The organism is Pedobacter cryotolerans (genome assembly GCF_005116475.1).
Lineage (GTDB): Bacteria > Bacteroidota > Bacteroidia > Sphingobacteriales > Sphingobacteriaceae > Pedobacter > Pedobacter cryotolerans.
The window spans coordinates 55,546-71,805 of the sequence record NZ_SWBO01000012.1 but is presented as its reverse complement, the minus strand read 5'-3'; the positions used below and the strand labels follow the sequence as shown (position 1 = coordinate 71,805).

At 35.0% G+C, this 16,260-nt stretch carries 13 protein-coding genes; 9 read left to right on the top strand and 4 right to left on the bottom strand.

What is annotated here, in order from left to right; genetic code table 11:
* Positions 1–157: 157 nt before the first annotated feature.
* Positions 158–655, top strand: a complete 498-nt coding sequence (locus tag FA045_RS16530) for an SRPBCC family protein (protein ID WP_136878197.1) — start codon at positions 158–160, stop codon at positions 653–655.
* Here the strand turns inward: FA045_RS16530 and FA045_RS16525 are convergent.
* Positions 652–1,602, bottom strand: a complete 951-nt coding sequence (locus FA045_RS16525) for a TIGR01212 family radical SAM protein (protein ID WP_136878196.1) — start codon at positions 1,600–1,602, stop codon at positions 652–654. The two genes, FA045_RS16530 and FA045_RS16525, sit on opposite strands and share 4 nt — an antisense overlap.
* Positions 1,603–1,985: 383 nt before the next feature.
* Here FA045_RS16525 and FA045_RS16520 point away from each other — a divergent pair, with 383 nt between their 5' ends.
* Entirely contained in the window at positions 1,986–2,306 is a 321-nt protein-coding gene (locus FA045_RS16520) for a DUF6660 family protein (protein ID WP_169305078.1), read from the top strand.
* A gap of 57 nt (positions 2,307–2,363) precedes the next feature.
* Positions 2,364–4,541, top strand: coding sequence for a TonB-dependent receptor (locus FA045_RS16515; RefSeq protein WP_136878194.1), 2,178 nt, complete (start codon positions 2,364–2,366; stop codon positions 4,539–4,541).
* A 759-nt stretch (positions 4,542–5,300) separates the two neighbouring features.
* On the opposite strand, the gene FA045_RS16510 is transcribed toward FA045_RS16515, so the two are convergent.
* Entirely contained in the window at positions 5,301–6,749 is a 1,449-nt protein-coding gene (locus FA045_RS16510; RefSeq protein WP_136878193.1) for an APC family permease, read from the bottom strand.
* Positions 6,750–7,095: 346 nt separating this feature from the next.
* Here FA045_RS16510 and FA045_RS16505 point away from each other — a divergent pair, with 346 nt between their 5' ends.
* The 6 genes from FA045_RS16505 (at position 7,096) to FA045_RS16480 (ending at position 13,793) form a co-directional block, all read left to right on the top strand.
* Positions 7,096–9,360, top strand: coding sequence for a sodium-translocating pyrophosphatase (locus FA045_RS16505; RefSeq protein WP_136878192.1), 2,265 nt, complete (start codon positions 7,096–7,098; stop codon positions 9,358–9,360).
* A gap of 131 nt (positions 9,361–9,491) precedes the next feature.
* Entirely contained in the window at positions 9,492–10,916 is a 1,425-nt protein-coding gene (locus tag FA045_RS16500; RefSeq protein WP_136878191.1) for an amino acid permease, read from the top strand.
* Positions 10,917–11,036: 120 nt separating this feature from the next.
* Complete coding sequence (locus FA045_RS16495) at positions 11,037–12,365, top strand: porin (protein ID WP_136878190.1); 1,329 nt, start codon at positions 11,037–11,039, stop codon at positions 12,363–12,365.
* A 59-nt stretch (positions 12,366–12,424) separates the two neighbouring features.
* Positions 12,425–13,006, top strand: a complete 582-nt coding sequence (locus FA045_RS16490) for a MarC family protein (protein ID WP_136878189.1) — start codon at positions 12,425–12,427, stop codon at positions 13,004–13,006.
* Positions 13,007–13,266: 260 nt separating this feature from the next.
* Positions 13,267–13,497: a hypothetical protein gene (locus FA045_RS16485; protein ID WP_136878188.1), complete on the top strand. Its 231-nt coding sequence runs from the start codon at positions 13,267–13,269 to the stop codon at positions 13,495–13,497.
* Positions 13,497–13,793, top strand: coding sequence for a type II toxin-antitoxin system RelE/ParE family toxin (locus FA045_RS16480; RefSeq protein ID WP_169305077.1), 297 nt, complete (start codon positions 13,497–13,499; stop codon positions 13,791–13,793). Before FA045_RS16485 ends, FA045_RS16480 begins: the two co-directional genes overlap by 1 nt.
* A gap of 37 nt (positions 13,794–13,830) precedes the next feature.
* Here the strand turns inward: FA045_RS16480 and FA045_RS16475 are convergent, their stop codons facing one another.
* Complete coding sequence (locus FA045_RS16475; protein ID WP_136878186.1) at positions 13,831–14,994, bottom strand: RsmB/NOP family class I SAM-dependent RNA methyltransferase; 1,164 nt, start codon at positions 14,992–14,994, stop codon at positions 13,831–13,833.
* A gap of 18 nt (positions 14,995–15,012) precedes the next feature.
* Complete coding sequence (locus FA045_RS16470; protein ID WP_136878185.1) at positions 15,013–16,230, bottom strand: type 1 periplasmic-binding domain-containing protein; 1,218 nt, start codon at positions 16,228–16,230, stop codon at positions 15,013–15,015.
* Between the last annotated feature and the right edge of the window lie 30 nt (positions 16,231–16,260).

Here is a 16,260-nt window from a genome sequence, read left to right as displayed (position 1 = left end):
TGTTGTCTTTTTTTCTAATTATTAAAAGCAAAAACTATTTATTAAACCAATAATTAAAAATTAACTACGAATAAATAAGTAATTCAGTAAATTTTTTATCAATTTATTACAGAAACACCAAAAATCTACAACAACATTATATTCGTATATTGTATTTATGAAATCTTATCAAGTTAAATTCTCGCAAAAACTCCCAATCTCTTTAAACGAAGCATGGGATTTCTTCTCTTCTCCAGCTAATCTGGCTAAAATAACCCCTCAAGAAATGCAGTTTATTGTAACTTCAGAACCACCGATTGATGGAAAGATGTACCCTGGCTTAATAATTACCTACAAAGTATCTCCTCTATTTGGCATAAAGCTTAATTGGATGACAGAAATTACACAAGTAGCTCCAGAAAAATATTTTATAGACGAACAACGCTTTGGTCCATTTAAGTTTTGGCACCATCAGCATCATTTTAAAGCAATAGATGGCGGGGTAGAAATGACAGACATTTTAACTTATGGCTTACCTTTTGGTCCAATAGGCCAATTAGCACATGCCATAATGATTAAAAACAAAGTAGAAGAGATTTTTACTTTTAGAGAAATAAAGGTAAATGAATTGTTTGGCAAGTACGAAACACGAAGCCCGCAGCTTATTATTGCTTAAACTGAAACGTAGGCCGAACCTTGATTAACACCACGTCGCTCAATTTCTTTATCTATATAAGTTTGTATGGCCGATTTGTTTAAGCCCCAGTTAGGCGCAATCAGCAAATCCCAATCAGAAATACCAAACAAACGTTGAATCACAATATCGGGTCTCAACAAAGGTATTAACTCACACAATAAATCTGTATACTCTTCAAGCGTAAAAAGCTTGAAGGGATTTTTTTTGTACTTCGCTCCCATTATCGAGCCTTCTACAATATGCAAGTGATGAAACTTCACAAACTTGATTTGCGGAAAGCGATTGATCTCATGAATATAACCTAGCATCATTTCTCTCGTTTCCCAAGGGAAGCCAAAAATGGTATGCACACATAAATCCAATTTAGAATTTTCTAATAATTTAACAGCTTCTACAAACTCGCCATGACTGCAACCTCTATTGATCTGGTCAAGTGTTTCGTCATAAATAGATTCCATACCCATTTCCAAATCTACATCGTATCTATCTGTATAGCTTTCTAACAGTGCTACCTTTTCGGCATCAATACAATCTGGTCTGGTACCTACTGCAAAACCTACTACATTTTCACTGTTTACAGATAAAGCTTCGTCGTACATCATTTTTAAATAATGTACTGGCGCATAAGTATTGGTATTTGGCTGAAAATAAACGATAAACTTATCTGCCTTGTACGAGTTTTTAGCCCTCGTCATCCCTTCAATTAACTGATCTTTAATATTTGGGTTTTTTCTAGACGGCTCTGGCGTAAACGAATCTACATTACAATAAGTACAACCGCCATAACCTTTACTGCCATCTCTATTTGGGCAGGTAAAACCACCATCTACAATTACCTTAAATACCCGTTGGCCGTTGTATTTTTCACGTAAATGTACGCCGTAAGCTTTGTAACCTTTTATTCCCGAATCTAATGCAGTTCCCATTGCTGCAAAGGTAACAAATAGATTTACGAATTACGATTTTGAACAAAGGGTCTTAACAAATTTGAAATTACTATGATTTGAAAAGCAGTGACAGTGCAATGGTTATTGTTCGGCCCACCATTTGCTACAATCTTTTATTTGTAGAGTTTATAAATCCTTTGCAATTGGATATTGATTTGTCAACTCTTTAAAAACAAATAAAAGTATTTCCGCTTCTGTCGGGTTTAGTAAACCCAGTTGCTGCTGCTTTAAAAAGATTGACATGCTAAGTTTAGCCAACAATAGTTGCGTTAAGCATAAATTTTTCAAATTACAAATGGCAATCTTATTTTGATATTGGGTTGTAAATTGATTTGAAATAGAAAAATGATTAGTTTTAACCCGTGAAACTTACTTCGCTTATACTTACTTTTATTATTCTGATGCTAAACATTGTTCCGTGCTGTGCATGGGAAAACAATGAAGAAAATAATAGGAAAATAAATCATAGCGAAAAAAGTGCTCCAACTAATGGTAAGGATGAATGCGAAAACTGTTCACCTTTTTATTCCTGCGGAAATTGTATAGCATCACTTGAAACCCCATTAACATTTGCCATTGCGCCGCAGAATAAGGATTTATCCGTTACTTTCTATCGTAAACTTTTACTAACCTTTACAGAAGGCGTAACAAAAGGAATCTGGCAGCCTCCAAAAAAAGGCTAATCTACTAAACCTTTTATTTTTCCCTTCAATATTTTATGCTAACATTTAAATCATATAATGAAGAAATTATTATTGCTATTGGCGGCTATACTTTATGGCGCCACGGCTTTCGCACAACATACATTTAAGGCCATCATAAAAGATGCTCAAACTAACCAACCGCTGCCAGGCGCATCTGTATTAATTTTAGGTAGTACAAAAGGTACCATTACCGACAGTACGGGAACTGCTATTTTGAGTGATATCCCGACAGGAAAACAAATACTTGTTTTTACCTACTTAGGCTACAATAAAAGAACTGACACATTGCAATTTCCACTTACACAAACTGCTGCAATGGTGATATTGCTAACTGCAACAGAACATGACGAAGACCTTGAAGAAGTAATAGTTTCTGCAACAAGGGGCAGCCGAACGATAGACAACATTCCAACAAGAGTTGAAGTAATTGCCGGCGAAGAGTTGGATGAAAAAGGTAATATGAAACCTGGCGATATTAGAATGCTGCTTGCAGAAAGTACAGGCATACAAACCCAACAAACTTCTGCAACTAGTGGTAGTTCATCTATCCGTATTCAGGGGCTTGATGGAAAGTATACCCAAATCATCAGAGATGGATTTCCGATTTATTCAGGATTTTCTGGCGGACTTGGACTTTTACAGATTGCCCCTTTAGATTTGCAACAGGTAGAGGTAATTAAGGGTTCATCATCAACATTATACGGTGGTGGCGCAATTGCAGGCTTAGTTAATTTGGTATCTAAAAAACCTAGTGAAGAGCGCCAATTGAATTTTTTATTGAATGGCACATCAGCACTTGGACTTGATGCGAGCGTATTTTATGCACAAAAGTTTGAAAAGATTGGCATTACCACCTATGCAGCTTATAATCATGGTTCGGCGTATGATCCTTCTGGCTTAGGTCTTACTGCAATTCCCGAATTTGATCGTTTTACTTTAAATCCGAAACTATTTGTTTATTTAAATGAAGCAACCACCATCACCGCTGGTATAAATGCTACCATTGAAAAGAGGATTGGGGGAAATATTGATTTTGTGAAAAGAAAAACAGCAGACAATAATCTATATTTTGAGCAAAACAATACCGACAGATACAGTAGCCAAGCTGAACTTACACATCAGCTATCAGAAAAAGAAAAATTGACAATTCGAAATAGTGTAAGCTATTATGATAGAAGCATTGCTCTTCCTGCTTATTTATTTATGGGCACACAAGTTTCTACGTATAGCGAAGCTAATTTTAGTAAAAATGGTGAGAAAACAGATTGGGTAATGGGCTTGAATTTTCTTACCGATAGGTTTAAAGAAAAAAATACGGGAGCACCCGCACTAAGAAACTACAACCACAATACCATTGGTGCTTTTGTACAAAACACTTGGAATACTACCCAAACGTTTAGTATAGAAACAGGTTTGAGGGGAGATTATCATAACGATTACGGTTTTTTCTTTTTACCAAGAATTGCTGGATTACTGAAAATTAATGAACATTTATCGACCCGTTTAAGTGGCGGACTTGGCTACAAAGCTCCGAATGTATTTACAGAAGACGCTGAAAGGCTTCAGTTCCGCAATGTACTACCTATCGATGTAGCCAATACAAAAGCAGAACGATCTTATGGAGCTAATTACGACATCAATTACAAATCTGCTTTTTTTGATGACAAGTTAGGATTTAGCATTAATCAAATGTTTTTTTACACCAGAATTTCAGATCCGATATTGCTAGTTTCTTCAGGAACTAACCTTGCTTATGTACAACCAAATGGGCTTATAAATACCAAGGGAATTGAAACCAACCTTAAGCTTACCTATGCCGATTTTAAGCTTTTTGTTGGATATACCTTAGCAGATGTTAAGCAGGAAGCAGGAAGTTCTAGAACAAATTACCCACTAGTATCTAGGCATCGCTTAAACAATGTACTGATGTATGAGGTAGAAGATAAATGGAAAATTGGAGCAGAAGCTTATTATTTTTCGAGGCAACAATTGAACGATGGCGGCATAGGAAAAAGCTACTGGACAGCAGGATTAATGGCTGAAAAACTTTGGGATCGGTTTTCGATCTTTCTCAACTTCGAGAATTTTACTGATACCCGTCAGACTAAGTTTGATAACATTTACAGCGGAAGTATCAATAATCCTATTTTTAGAGATATTTATGCCCCAGTTGATGGTTTTGTTGTAAATGGCGGGATAAAATTTAGACTTTAAGCCTCAACCCCCTTTGTTTCTTACAATATTGATTTAATTTCATAACCTAAGCTCGATTATTATTTATTGTCTTTAAACACCCCGGTCTACGACCACACCTTTGAAAGAGGGGAATGGAGTGCGAAATTCCCCTACTTTGAAGGGGTGCCCAAAGGGCGGGGTGGTTGAAACAAAAATAAATTACTTAAACGGCACAACAATGTATACTAATAATCGAACTGAGGTTCATAGTTTGTCACGCTGAACGTAGTCGAAGCGCACTAAAAGGTCTTCGACTATGCCTGGCAATCTCCTTCTCGTTAGTAATTGTTCCACTTAATCTTTGCCTTCAACCTACGGCAAACACTCGGCTCGCTGAATAATCATTTTGGCTGTAGGGTATTTAAATTCAATGCTTGCAGTTTAACGTTTTTCTCTACAAATAATTACGAGGCCAGATAGCGTGCTTAGCAATGGCAATGCTTGGTTAACGCTAGTTACCCACAACTTAACCCATCGATTACTTCGCCTACCTTCCGCCTGATAATTGAGGGGAGATTTACTTGCCAATAGCACATTGATTTGTTATATAAACCCGACTGGTGCGGAAATGCTTTTTTGTTACCTCAACCTCATCAGTTTATTTACTCCTACTATCTTACAGATTTTTCCTATCGTAGAAAACGGGTAGAAAAAGCATTGAAGTGAAGGCGGGGCTTTCGGTACCGATTGTTTGCAGGCCCTGCTTTTCTAAAAAATTTAAGTGCAGCAATTGTTAAACTATTCGCTAATCACTCCTTTTTTTCTGTTGATTACTAAATAAATAGGTACACCAAGTAAAACGATGATTAAACCTGGCCAAGTATACTGTTGTTTATAGATTAAAAGTAGCGCACAAAATGCACCGCCAATAATTAAATAAATGATAGGTGTAATTGGATATAACCAGGTTTTATAAGGTCTTTCTAAACTTGGTTTTTTTATTCTTAAATAAATTACTCCAAAAACAGTAATCATGTAAAATAGCACAATTACAAAAGAAATCATATCTAACAGGTTACCATACTGTCCGCTTAGGCACAAAACAGAAGCCCAAATTCCTTGCATCCAAAGCGACTTTTCTGGTACGCCATTTTTGTTGTTTTGTATGGCTGCTTTAAAAAACATCCCATCTTTTGCCATGGTTTGAAAAACTCTGGCACCTGCTAATACAATGCCATTTACACAACCAAAAGTAGATACCATTACTAAAATAGCGATGATAATGGTGCCAATTCCACTTCCAAAAATTTGCTCTGAAGCCGCCACAGCTACACGATCATTTGCTGCAAAAGCAATGGCATCTCTGCCCAAGGTATTGAGGTAGATGAAATTAACCAACAGATATAATATCATTACAGCAGAGGTGCCGAAAACCATAGAACGTACTACATTTTTCTTCGGATTTTCCATTTCTCCAGATACAAAGGTTACGTTTTCCCAAGCTACACTAGAAAACACAGAACCAACCATTGCTGCTGCAATACCGCCCATAATTGCCATTCCGGAAATAGATTCCCAGCCTGATTTTAAGAAACTACCGCTACTATCGGTAGCTAAATTTTTAAATGCATCCCAGCCGAAACTCATATTTGAGTTCCATAAATTATTCTTTACCAATAAGAAACCTAAAATAATTAAACCAATGATGGCTATAATTTTAGATCCTGTAAAGATATTCTGTAATATTTTACCCCCTTCTACACCTTTTGTGTTAATATAAGTAAGGATGATGATTACACCAATTGCTAAAATTTGTATCCAAGTAATTTTATAACCTCCGCTCTGAAAAATTGGTGCCGCATCATTTAAAGCTGGTATTAAATAGGCTGTAAACTTACCAAAAGCTACGGCTACCGCAGCAATGGTACCAGTTTGTATTACAGCAAATAAGCCCCAACCGTAAAGAAAACCCATCATTTTACCAAAAATCTCCTTTAAATAAGTATACTGTCCGCCAGCTTTTGGAAACATAGAAGAAAGCTCGCCATAAGAAATAGCTGCAGCTACAGTCATTACTCCAGTAATTAACCAAACTACAATTAACCAGTAACCAGAACCTAGGTTCCTCATGATATCGGCACTAACAATAAAAATACCGCTACCAATCATTGAACCCATTACTAGCATTATACCATCAAAAAGGCTTAATTTTCTTTTATTAGCGCCTTCTTCTTGTTGATTTTCCATCTTTTTTTAGTTTTTTTTTAAATTATGATGAAGCTATCGTGAGCCTGTTTTCTACTTCTAATAACAGGTAGGCTCAATGATGATTCCATTTTAATTTGAGGTTTAGTTTGGGCTAAGATATGTTAATTATGAATTATAAAAAATAGCGACAAACGAAATGGTTGTATGTTTATTACCTAAAAAGAAATTTTTTTAATGACTAATTGCATAAAAATTTGAATATTAGCTAAACACGGTTATTTTTGTTAGCCTTGTATTATTTTTATTTCATCTGCGTACATTGTATTTTAATATCAAGATGACCCTTAAAAATCACAACTAAACAACCAAAATATAAACTTAAACTATGGATTTTCTACAAAACAATTTAATCTACTCAATTCCGCTGCTTGGCATACTAGGTATTATAGTAATGGCCGTGAAAAGTGCATGGGTAAACAAGCAAGATGCAGGCGATAAAAACATGCAAGAACTTGCCGGCTATATTGCCGATGGTGCAATGGCATTTTTAAAGGCAGAATGGAAAGTGCTGAGCATTTTTGCCGTTTTTGCTGCAGCATTATTGGCCTATTCTGGTACCATTACCGAAATTAATGGCAAACCATTTCACTCTAGTTGGATCATTTCGATCTCTTTTTTAATTGGCGCATTCTTTTCGGCACTTGCCGGATACATTGGTATGAAAGTAGCTACCAAAGCAAATGTTAGAACCACACAAGCTGCAAGAACTAGTTTAAAACAAGCTTTAAAAGTAAGTTTTACTGGCGGAACAGTAATGGGTTTAGGTGTTGCTGGCTTAGCGGTTTTAGGCTTAGGTGGGTTATTTATCGTTTTCCTCTCTTATTTTGATGTAATTGGAACTGATGGGGCAGTAAGTGTTGTAAATATGAAAACGGCTATTGAAGTATTAACTGGTTTCTCTTTAGGGGCTGAATCTATTGCCTTATTTGCTCGTGTTGGTGGTGGTATTTACACCAAAGCTGCCGATGTTGGTGCCGATTTAGTAGGTAAAGTAGAGGCTGGCATACCAGAAGATGATGTACGTAACCCAGCAACCATTGCCGATAACGTAGGCGATAATGTAGGTGATGTGGCGGGTATGGGTGCCGATTTATTTGGATCGTATGTAGCTACCATTTTAGCTACCATGGTTTTAGGGCAAGAAATTGATGCTAAGACTGATAATTTTGGTGGAATGTCTCCTATCCTATTGCCAATGGTAATTTGTGGTTTAGGGATCATTTTCTCGATCATCGGTACTTGGTTTGTAACCATTAAGGATGAAAAATCTAACGTACAAAACGCGTTGAACTTAGGAAACTGGTCGTCTATAGTAATTACAGCTGTAGCATCTTTTTTTATTGTAAAATGGATGTTGCCAGCAACATTAAGCTTACGTGGCTACGAGTTTACCAGTATGAATGTTTTTTATGCGATAATGGTAGGTTTGGTAGTAGGTACTATAATGAGTATCGTAACTGAATATTATACTGCCATGGGTAAAGCACCTGTAAATTCTATTATTCAACAATCTTCAACTGGTCATGCTACTAATATTATTGCAGGTTTATCTGTAGGAATGAAATCTACTGTTATTCCGATTTTAGTATTAGCGGCTGGTATCATGTCGTCTTATTATTTTGCTGGATTATACGGCGTTGCCATCGCGGCAGCTGGAATGATGGCTACAACAGCTATGCAATTGGCAATTGATGCTTTTGGTCCGATTGCGGATAATGCTGGTGGTATTGCCGAAATGAGCCAATTACCGCCAGAAGTACGTGAGCGTACCGATAATTTAGATGCCGTAGGTAATACTACCGCTGCTACTGGTAAGGGGTTTGCAATTGCTTCTGCCGCCTTAACTTCATTGGCTTTGTTTGCAGCTTTTGTGGGTATTGCAGGCATTACAGCAATCGACATTTATAAAGCCCCAGTTTTGGCTGGCTTATTTGTTGGCGGAATGATCCCATTTGTATTTTCTGCACTGTGTATTCAAGCTGTGGGTAAAGCAGCAATGGATATGGTACAAGAGGTACGTAGACAGTTTCGTGAAATACCTGGAATTATGGAATACAAAGCCAAACCAGAATACGAAAAATGTGTGGCCATTTCTACCAAAGCTTCTATTAGAGAGATGATGTTGCCAGGGGCGATTGCTTTAATTACTCCGGTGCTTGTTGGTTTTACCTTCGGACCAGAAGTTTTAGGTGGTTTATTAGCTGGAGTAACAGTTTCTGGTGTATTGATGGGTATTTTCCAATCTAACGCTGGTGGCGCTTGGGATAATGCTAAAAAATCATTCGAAAAAGGAGTGGAAATTAATGGCGAGATGTATTTCAAAAAATCTGAGCCTCATAAGGCATCTGTTACAGGTGATACAGTTGGAGATCCGTTTAAAGATACTTCGGGTCCATCGATGAACATTTTAATTAAATTAATGTCGATCGTTTCATTGGTTATCGCTCCATATATTGCCATCAGCGCCTCAAATGCAGATAAAGTAATTGAAGTAAGGGCACAAACGGAAATTATTAAAACCATTGATTCTGCTGGAGTTGAAAGAACTGATACCATTAAAAATGATATCGACACTTTAGTAAATCGTTGATAAGCTATAAATGTTACTAAATAAAGGGGATTTTGAATAAAAATCCCCTTTATTATTAAATAATTTTTATTTAGGTTTGGAATCGAAATTAAAAAGACTAAACAACTAATCGAAAACTAACTATTTACATTATGAATTTAAAAAAGCCTATTGATGTACTTGTTGCCGAGTCGGCAGAAAGTGGCGAAGGCACGCTCAAACGTACATTAAGTAGCACAAGTCTTGTTGCTTTAGGTATTGGAGCAATTATTGGAGCTGGTTTATTCTCTTTAACAGGAATTGCCGCTGCTGATCATGCTGGTCCTGCGGTAACCTTATCATTTATTTTGGCAGCTGTTGGATGTGCTTTTGCGGGCTTGTGTTATGCAGAATTTGCATCTATGATACCAGTTGCTGGTAGTGCTTATACCTATTCTTACGCTACCATGGGTGAGTTTATGGCATGGATTATTGGCTGGGATTTAGTGTTAGAATATGCTTTAGGAGCAGCTACAGTAGGTGTTTCGTGGTCTGGATATTTTAATAAGTTACTGCATGAATTTGGCACAGAAATGCCCCTTTTCTTAAGTAAATCATTTGCTGAAGTTGATGGTGGCGGTATAAATTTACCTGCAGTAGTGATTGTTTCGCTATTATCATTAATGTTGATCCGTGGAACTAAAGAATCAGCAAGCTTAAATAACATTTTAGTTATTGTAAAAGTTTGTGTGGTAATCTTATTTATCGCTTTAGGTTGGAAATTTATTAACCCAGCAAACCATACGCCATATATCCCTGTGAATACTGGTGTTAAAGGCGAATTTGGTATTTCTGGTATTGCAGCGGGTGCAGCTTTGGTATTCTTTGCATTTATTGGTTTCGATGCAGTTTCTACTGCAGCTCAAGAAGCTAAAAACCCACAAAAAGGCATGCCAATTGGTATTTTAGGCTCATTAGTGGTTTGTACCATTTTATATGTACTTTTTGCTCACGTAATGACAGGTTTAGTTCCATTCTCTATCTTTAAAGGTGATGCTTCTCCGGCAGCAACGGCATTTAAAGTAACTGGATATGGCTGGCTGCAAATGGGATTAATCATTGCAATTTTAGCTGGTTATACCTCTGTAATTTTAGTAATGTTGATGGGACAATCAAGAGTGTTTTATACGATGTCTAAAGATGGTTTGTTACCAAAATTCTTTAGCAGCATTCACGCTAAATTCAGAACTCCATTTAAAACCAACTTATTTTTCATGGTGTTTGTAAGTATTTTTGCTGGTTTTGTACCTGTAACTGATTTAGGTCACATGGTATCAATTGGTACTTTATTTGCCTTCTCATTAGTTTGTATTGGTGTATTATTACTTAGAAAAACTGATCCTGATAGACCAAGACCATTTAGAACTCCTTTAGTACCATTTGTGCCGATTATGGGTGTAATTGTATGTGTTTATCTAATGTCTTCATTACCTTTTGAAGCTTGGATTCGTTTAGCAATTTGGATGGCTTTAGGTATATCCATTTATTACTTATACGGAAAGAAAAACTCTGTACTTAGAAAGAAATTACAAGGCTAATTAAGCTATTTATATCAATTTATTTAAACCATTCGCACTAAGCGGATGGTTTTTTTATGCAGTTAACAATTACGCATCACTTAACATAGAAATAACATTATATTTGTAAAAAACATTAAAATGAAGCCGTTAAGCGTTTTTCCTATACTTTTACTCATCGTAATCCTCACCTCGTTTGAATCTAAAATATTCGCACAGCAAACCATTAACGATGTTTTAGATACTACCATTGTGAACAATCAAATGATTATTTCTAAAAAATTTGGAACAGTTTCTTTTAGTGGTTACCTACAACCTCAATTTCAATATGCCCAATCAAAAGGCGCACCCGCCGATTATCAGGGGGGTGCTTTTGGCGAAAATACAGACAATAGATTTAGATTGCGACGCGGACGTTTAAGAGCAGATTATAGCTTAAAGAATGAAGACGGCACACCTTCAACCTATTTTGTTTTTCAGTTTGATGGAACTGAACAAGGGGTAAATGTGAGGGATTTCTGGGGTAGATATTACGAGCATGAATGGCAATTATTTTATTTTACAGCAGGTTTAGCTGGTAGGCCATTTGGTAATGAATTACAAATCTCCTCATCGGCAAGGGAAGCACCAGAACGTGGTAGAATGTCGCAAATATTAATGCGTACCGAACGTGACTTAGGCGTGATGTTTACCTTTAACCCTCGAAAAAAAGATGCGAAGCTTAAGAACATTAAATTTGATTTAGGTATTTACAACGGACAAGGCTTATCTGGCCCAGCAGAATTTGATAGCTCTAAAGATTTTGTATTAAGATTGAGCCATAAGGCAATTAACTTAAAGAAAATACCTGTACGTATAGCAGGTGGAATTAGTACCTTATTAGGAGGACTAAATCATCAACTGAATGTGAAATACCAAATGAAAAATGAAAATAACATTTGGGCCATGCATAAAGATTCTTCAGCATCTATATTTAATACTGTTGCACCCAGAAAATATTATGGAGCGGATATCCAATTAAGAACACAACAAGAAAGCTGGAGATCTGAATTTAGAGCTGAATATATTACTGGTTTGCAAACTGGCACTGCAAGTGCAAGTAATACGCCTGGCACTTTACCAGAAGATAAAAATTTTATTAGACAGCCATATTACACCAGAAACTTTAATGGTGCTTATTTTACTTTTGTGCAAACACTGCACAGCACTGATAGTCAGGTGATTTTGAAATACGATTTTTATGACCCCAACACTAAAGTTAAAGGACAAGAAATTACAGCAAGCAAAGGACTTTCTGGCGGAGATGTACGTTTTGATACTTTTGGTGTTGGGTTTTTACATCATTTTAACACGAACTTAAAAGCTGTTATTTATTATGATATGATTAAAAACGAGAAAGCTAACTTAACTAATTTTCAAAATGATTTAGATGACAACATCTTAACTTTAAGAACTCAGTTTTACTTCTAATGATAAATTAATATCGATTTAAACTAAATCATTTAACTTTGTCGAAAATTTAACTGCTTATGGAACATTTACAATTCAATTTAAGCCAAATATTATCTACCACAATGATTTTATTTGCCATCATTGATATCTTAGGTTCCATTCCTATCATTATCGAACTTAGAAAAAAAGCTGGCCACATCGAATCCGAAAAAGCTGCAATTGTAGCTACCTTTTTAATGATTGTTTTTCTTTTTGCTGGTAAAACTTTATTAAACGTTATCGGTGTTGATGTAGCTTCTTTTGCTATTGCGGGTTCATTTGTAATTTTTGCGATTGCCATGGAAATGGTTTTGGGCTTAACCATTTTTAAAGACGATGCCGATAGTTCTGCAGCAACATCTATTGTTCCCTTAGCATTTCCTTTAATTGCTGGTGCAGGCACCATGACTACCCTATTATCCTTAAAAACTGAATATGCAACTCAAAATATTATCGTTGGTATTCTGCTAAATATGATTTTTGTTTATTTCGTACTAAAAAACACCACAAGGTTAGAACAGCTTTTCGGCAAAACCGGATTAAACATTTTAAGGAAGGCATTTGGAATAATCCTTTTAGCTATTGCCATAAAATTATTTAGAACAAACACGGGTTTGTAACAAATATTAGTTAAATTAGTCTATAAGTTAACCAAATTTGAAATGAACAGCTTTGAAAAATATACGGTAATCATTGGTGCTTTAGCCATCCTTTTTGAGGCAATTAAGCATTTAAAAAGCAAAATTAAACATTGGTTTCAGTAGCTAAATTTTGTTTCACTAAGTATTAATGTTAATAAGTTACGAGCATCTAAATCTTTTAATTTCCTAACAAAAGTATTTATAAATTTGATTATTTAAACTTGATTAAAACTTAAATTATGGCAACTATAACTGTAAATATTGATGATCAGTCTGCTGAAAAAACTGTGAAAGCATTTTTGGATAAATTAGGTTTAGATTATTTTGTAGATCAAAAATCTTCATCTTCTAATTGGTGGGAAAATCAAACGTTAATTAATGAATTGGAAAAACGTTCTGAAGATCTAAAATCAGGAATTGACAAAGGTTCTTCATTTGCTGATATTAAAAATGAATTAATAAATAAATAGTGAGTTATACTATTGTTTTTGCCTCTATCGTTAAAGATGAATTACAAGTCTCTTATAATTGGTATGAAGAGCAAAAGTTAGGTTTAGGCGAGCATTTTTTAATGATTATTGAAGGTAATGTATCTTCAATTGCAAATCATCCATTTTTTTACCCAATAAAATTTTCGCATTATAGAGAATATGTTGTTGCTAAGTTTCCTTATGTTATTGTATTCGAAATAATTGAAGAAAATAATATTATCTACATTTTACATGTTTTCAATACAAATAGAGATTATAAAAATAGATTGAAATAATTAAAAAAATCAATGATTTAGGAAACTTAATAATTGATTACTCTTTAATTAAACGTGCTACAAACATGCTATCAGCTTTACTGTTATAACCTTTAATCAGTTCCATTTTTTCTAATTTCAAATCAAAATTATTTGTTAAATACGTTACCACATCTTCGTTTTCGGCTTTAAAAACAGAGCAGGTCATATAAATTAATGGCCTGTCTTTTTTAAGGTATTTGATCACGTTTGCGGCAATACCTTTCTGCAGCTTCACATAGTTCTCTATTTTATATTGTTCAAAAAAGTAAAGCATCTCTGGTGTTCTTCCCCATGTGCCAGAACCAGAACAAGGAGCATCTAATAAAATCCCATCAAATTCGTAATGATGCAAAATCTGATCATTGTTTTGCAATAGATCCATCGCTTTTAAGTGGTACTTTTTTAAGCCGGCTAACTGAAAACGTTCTTGTAAATTATTTAAGCTGTTTTCTCGTATGTCGCTCACTAAAAGCTCTATATTTGGCTCTAAACTATGCAACAATAAAGATTTTCCGCCAGATGCGGCACAAGTATCCCACCAATAATCGTATTTATTTGGCTCAAAATAAGCACCTGTTTTTTGCGAAGATAGATCTTGAATTTGATATAACCTGGGATCGGTTAATACCTGCTCTAATTTTGTGCCATTAGGTAGAGCCAATGTAGTATCGCCTATTTCTTTTGTAATAATTCCATTTGCTTGCAATTGATTTATAACTACTTGTATATGAGTTGATTTAACTTGAATAAATAAATCGGGTTGTATAAAAAAAGAGGGTAAGAAAGCTGATCGATCTACATCATCAGATAAATTAGCATCAAAAGAAAAAACTTGTGACAGGTTAAAATTTGGAAAATTTTGCTTCACCAAATCTATTTTATCGGCTAGCGCCAAATTAATTTGAGCTTCAAAATCAGGCAAAAAGTTAGCAATAATTAAGCTTGAAGTTTCATTACACAGAAAATCTGCTACTGCTAATCTTTTCAAAGTCTCTACATCAGCTAATGCTTTTCCTAATCTAAAGTAGCTATAAATGTAACGAGTTGCCCACCTCCTATCAGACGAGCCCATTTGTTTGTTTTGCTTAAAGTATGCAAACAAATGCCTGTGTAGCGGCATAACGCCATCGTAACTTTTTAGTAATTGCTCAAAAGCCCTAATTTGATGTTCCACTTTCATATCCTAAAATCTAAATTTTTAATCAACTAGGGTTAAATTCAGATTTTTATACTGCAACAACATCAATTCTGTATTGTAATAACCAAATTGCGGATTGTATTCGAATTCGAAAGAATTATGTAAACCTTTATATTTTTCTTTGGTAATGAAATCTAAATATTTTGCACCATGTTTAGCTAACATTTTGCCAAAGTAATAACCAATATCAAACCCTTTAAATGAATATTCGCTTGGCTCGAAATTAAATTGAGCTCTATATTTTTTAATGAAATTGATAACAGAACTACTTTTATAATCAATCTTATAAGATGTGCTTACCGTAGTATTTAAATTTTGGAGCTGATCTAAGTTATAAGTTTGTTTAAGCCACGTTGGGTGCCCAAACAGGTTTAAATCATAGCCTCCAGTTTTTAAATTCCTCAGTTTATAAAGCTTATCAATGCTAGGTTTAACAAAAGCAACATCTTCAGAGCAGATAATTACCGCATACCTCTTGTTTTTAATCATCTTTGTCTCAAAAGTATAAGTAGAAGTAAATTCTTGTACAATATGACTGGGGTACTTTTGATGAAATCTTTTTCTAAGTGGGGCGGCGAATTGCTCGTCGGCTGTTTTTTTGGGATTAATTAAAACGATGATACTATTGCTACTTTGATATTTTGAAGCAATGTAATCGGCCACTTTTTCTGCATGTTGATTGATGTTATTAACTATAGAAATTAATTTCGGGTTGTTAAAATCACTCGGTTTACTAGCTGCCAAAGGCGATACTACAGCCAAATCATTAATCATCGAAAAGTTAGTGATGTATTTTAATCCTTCTGGAAAAACCGGACCAATTATAAGGTTACTACTTTTTAAGCCCTCTTTATTAAACAATGAAGCAATTGCCGAATTATCATCTTTGGTATCATACACATTTAATTTAAAGTTTAAACCTGCAGATGCTGCAGAATCTATCCCAAGCTTAACACCTTGATAGAAATCTATAGCCATATCTGTTCGTTCTACCTGCGCTTTTGTGGCAGTTTTTAAATTAATTTGGTTTAACTTAAATGGAATAAGCACTGCAATATTTGCCTCCGTAAATTTTTTGCTTGGTTTTTCTACCTTTTCTACTATCGGATTATCTTTAGTTGGTTTAACAACCGTTTTTGTAACTTTTGGTGAACAGGCCGCAATTATACAAACTGCAAAAACTAAAAGATAAACACTGATTTTTTTCTGGATTCCCATTTCAAAAAATTAAATAAACACAAAATCAAA

Bases quoted from the DNA above. Each gene is read 5' to 3' on its own strand.
- FA045_RS16530 (WP_136878197.1), top strand. From the start codon at position 158: ATGAAATCTTATCAAGTTAAATTCTCGCAAAAACTCCCAATCTCTTTA.
- FA045_RS16525 (WP_136878196.1), bottom strand. From the start codon at position 1,602: ATGGGAACTGCATTAGATTCGGGAATAAAAGGTTACAAAGCTTACGGC.
- FA045_RS16515 (WP_136878194.1), top strand. From the start codon at position 2,364: ATGAAGAAATTATTATTGCTATTGGCGGCTATACTTTATGGCGCCACG.
- FA045_RS16510 (WP_136878193.1), bottom strand. From the start codon at position 6,749: ATGGAAAATCAACAAGAAGAAGGCGCTAATAAAAGAAAATTAAGCCTT.
- FA045_RS16505 (WP_136878192.1), top strand. From the start codon at position 7,096: ATGGATTTTCTACAAAACAATTTAATCTACTCAATTCCGCTGCTTGGC.
- FA045_RS16500 (WP_136878191.1), top strand. From the start codon at position 9,492: ATGAATTTAAAAAAGCCTATTGATGTACTTGTTGCCGAGTCGGCAGAA.
- FA045_RS16495 (WP_136878190.1), top strand. From the start codon at position 11,037: ATGAAGCCGTTAAGCGTTTTTCCTATACTTTTACTCATCGTAATCCTC.
- FA045_RS16490 (WP_136878189.1), top strand. From the start codon at position 12,425: ATGGAACATTTACAATTCAATTTAAGCCAAATATTATCTACCACAATG.
- FA045_RS16485 (WP_136878188.1), top strand. From the start codon at position 13,267: ATGGCAACTATAACTGTAAATATTGATGATCAGTCTGCTGAAAAAACT.
- FA045_RS16475 (WP_136878186.1), bottom strand. From the start codon at position 14,994: ATGAAAGTGGAACATCAAATTAGGGCTTTTGAGCAATTACTAAAAAGT.
- FA045_RS16470 (WP_136878185.1), bottom strand. From the start codon at position 16,230: ATGGGAATCCAGAAAAAAATCAGTGTTTATCTTTTAGTTTTTGCAGTT.